The organism is Actinoplanes sp. NPDC026623 (assembly GCF_040638275.1).
GTDB lineage: Bacteria > Actinomycetota > Actinomycetes > Mycobacteriales > Micromonosporaceae > Actinoplanes.
The window spans coordinates 1-2,707 of sequence record NZ_JBEZXZ010000395.1 but is presented as its reverse complement, the minus strand read 5'-3'; the positions used below and the strand labels follow the sequence as shown (position 1 = coordinate 2,707).

Here is a 2,707-nt window from a genome sequence, read left to right as displayed (position 1 = left end):
CGGCGGCCTGCTGCGGCGCCGGGGCGGCGGGCTCCGGTGCCGCGGCGGGTGCGCTGCCCGGGGTGCCGATGATGGCCAGGTCGGCGCCGACCTCGACGGTCTCGTCCTCGGGGACCTTGATCTCCAGGACGGTGCCGGCGACCGGCGACGGGATCTCGGTGTCGACCTTGTCGGTGGAGACCTCGAGCAGCGGCTCGTCGGCCTCGACGGTGTCGCCGACCTGCTTGAGCCAGCGGGTGACCGTGCCCTCGGTGACGCTCTCGCCCAGGGCGGGCATCTTCACGGCGGTGCCCTCGCCGCCGCCGGTCTGCGCGGCGGCCGGCGCCGGGGCCTCCTGCTCGACCGGCTTCTCGGTCGAGGGGACTTCGGCGGCCGGCTCGGGCGCGGCCTCCTGCTCGGCGGGCGCGGCCTCCTGCTGAGCGGGCGGGGCCTGCTGCTGGGCCGGCGCGGGTGCGGAGGCGCCCGCGTCCTCGTCGTCGCCCGCGATGACCGCGAGCTCGCTGCCGACGTCCGCGGTCTCGTCCTCGCCGACGACGATGCGCGAGAGCACACCGGCGGCCGGCGACGGGATCTCGGTGTCGACCTTGTCGGTGGAGACCTCGAGCAGCGGCTCGTCGGCCTCGACCCGCTCGCCCTCCTGCTTGAGCCAGCGCGTGACGGTGCCCTCGGTGACGCTCTCACCCAGCCGCGGCATGGTGACCGATACCGGCATCTCTCTGAACTCCTTAACCGCTTGCGAAACGGGTGGTCGGATGGGGATCGAAATCAGGCGTGTGCGTGAAGCGGCTTGCCGGCCAGCGCGAGGAACGCCTCGCCGAGCGCCTCGTTCTGGGTCGGGTGGGCGTGCACCAGCTGGGCGACCTCTTCCGGGAATGCCTCCCAGTTGTAGATCAGCTGGGCCTCGCCGACGAGCTCGCCCATCCGGGCGCCGACCATGTGCACGCCGACGACCGGGCCGTCGTTGACCCGGACCAGCTTCACGAAGCCCTGCGTCTTGAGGATCTGGCTCTTGCCGTTTCCGCCGAGGTTGTAGCTGTAGGTCGAGACCTTGTCGGCGCCGTACTGCTCCTTGGCCTTGGCCTCGGTCAGGCCGACGGACGCGACCTCGGGGTCCGAATAGGTGACCCGGGGGATGCCGTTCTCGTCGATGACGGCCGGGTTCCGGCCCGCGATCTCCTCGGCCACGAAGATGCCCTGCTGGAAGCCGCGGTGTGCCAGCTGCAGGCCGGGCACGATGTCGCCGACCGCGTAGATGTTGCCGACGCCGGTGTGCATGCGCTCGTTGGTGATGACGAAGCCCCGGTCCAGGGTGATGCCCTGCTGCTCGAACCCCAGGTTACCGGTCGTCGGGCCGCGCCCGACCGCAACCAGCAGGATTTCGGCCTCGACGGTCTCGCCGCCGGCGAGGTACGCCTTCACGCCGTTCTCGGTGTGCTCGACCTTCTCGAACGGCTTGCCGACCTTGAAGTTGATCTTCCGCTTGCGGAAGGCCCGCTCGACCGCCTTCGAGATCTCCTCGTCCTCGGCGGCGACCAGCCGGGGCAGCGCCTCCAGGATGGTCACGTCGGCGCCGAAGGACTTCCAGACGCTGGCGAACTCGACGCCGATGACGCCGCCGCCGAGCACGATCGCCGAGGTCGGCACCCGGTCGAGCCGCAGGGCGTGCTCGCTGGTCAGCACGCGCTTGCCGTCGACCTCGAGGCCGGGCAGCGAGCGGGAGTAGGAGCCGGTGGCGAGGATGACGTTGCGTCCGGTGTAGCGCTTGCCGTCGACCTCGACCGTGTCGCGGGAGACGAGCTTGCCGGCGCCCTGGACCAGGGTGATGTTCGGCTGCTTCAGCAGGCCCTGCAGGCCCTTGTAGAGGCGGCCGACGACGCCGTCCTTATAGGCGTTGACGCCCGCCATGTCGATGCCGACCAGGTCGGCCTTGATGCCGAACTGCTCGCTCTCGCGGGTCTGGTCGGCCAGCTCGGCCGCGTGCAGCAGCGCCTTGGTCGGAATGCAGCCGCGGTGCAGGCAGGTGCCGCCCAGCTCCGCCTTGTCGATCAGGGCCACCGACAGGTTCAGCTCGGCCGCGCGCAGCGCGGCGGCATAGCCACCGCTCCCGGCGCCGAGGATCACAATGTCGAAGGTTCCGCCCGGCTGGCTCACGTCTACTCCCAGATCGCGTCGTTGCCACATGGGTCTCATGGTGGAAACGGTCACAGCTGTCCTGGCCATCTTGTCACTTACCGCGCCCATCTATGTATCCAGGTGCCCAACGAGACTGGCGCAGGACGTACCCTTGCGGCAATTGACCGTGAGGAGTGGGGCGTGGCGTGGTTCCGGCGACGCAGGGAGCCGATTCGGGGGACCGGCCGGCCGGCGGATCGTGCCGATCTTGAGCATCTTGCGGAGTTCGTCCGATCCCGACGGGGCGTCGAGGGCTACATCGAACCCCGCACCACGGTGACCGAGACCACGGTGTTGCTCGTGGCACACGACGGCGAGTGGACCCGGCGGCGCGTCGAGTCCCCAGAGGCCGCCCGGCGCTTCGCACACCAGCTCGCCATGCCGATCTACGACATCCGGCTGATGGGCTACCCACAGCGGATGCGCGACTACAACGCCCGCCAAAAACGGCAGAGCTAGCCAGGCATCAGCCACTCCGCGATCGCCGCCGCTGACTTGTGGGTGATTCCGACGACTGCGGTTTGTGCAGTCGTCG

3 protein-coding genes are annotated in these 2,707 nt (G+C 70.0%); 1 reads left to right on the top strand and 2 read right to left on the bottom strand.

The window, feature by feature from the left end:
* A partial coding sequence (locus tag AB0F10_RS45130) for a biotin/lipoyl-containing protein (protein ID WP_360640706.1) occupies positions 1 to 712 on the bottom strand: 712 nt, incomplete at its 3' end.
* A 53-nt stretch (positions 713 to 765) separates the two neighbouring features.
* Positions 766 to 2,190: a dihydrolipoyl dehydrogenase gene (gene lpdA / locus AB0F10_RS45125; protein WP_360640704.1), complete on the bottom strand. Its 1,425-nt coding sequence runs from the start codon at positions 2,188 to 2,190 to the stop codon at positions 766 to 768.
* Between the two features lie 123 nt (positions 2,191 to 2,313).
* On the opposite strand from lpdA, the gene AB0F10_RS45120 reads away from it, so the two are divergent.
* Complete coding sequence (locus tag AB0F10_RS45120; RefSeq protein ID WP_360640702.1) at positions 2,314 to 2,631, top strand: hypothetical protein; 318 nt, start codon at positions 2,314 to 2,316, stop codon at positions 2,629 to 2,631.
* Positions 2,632 to 2,707 lie beyond the last annotated feature (76 nt).

Excerpts from the sequence above, each read along its gene's own strand:
- lpdA (WP_360640704.1), bottom strand. The coding sequence starts at position 2,190 with ATGAGACCCATGTGGCAACGACGCGATCTGGGAGTAGACGTGAGCCAG.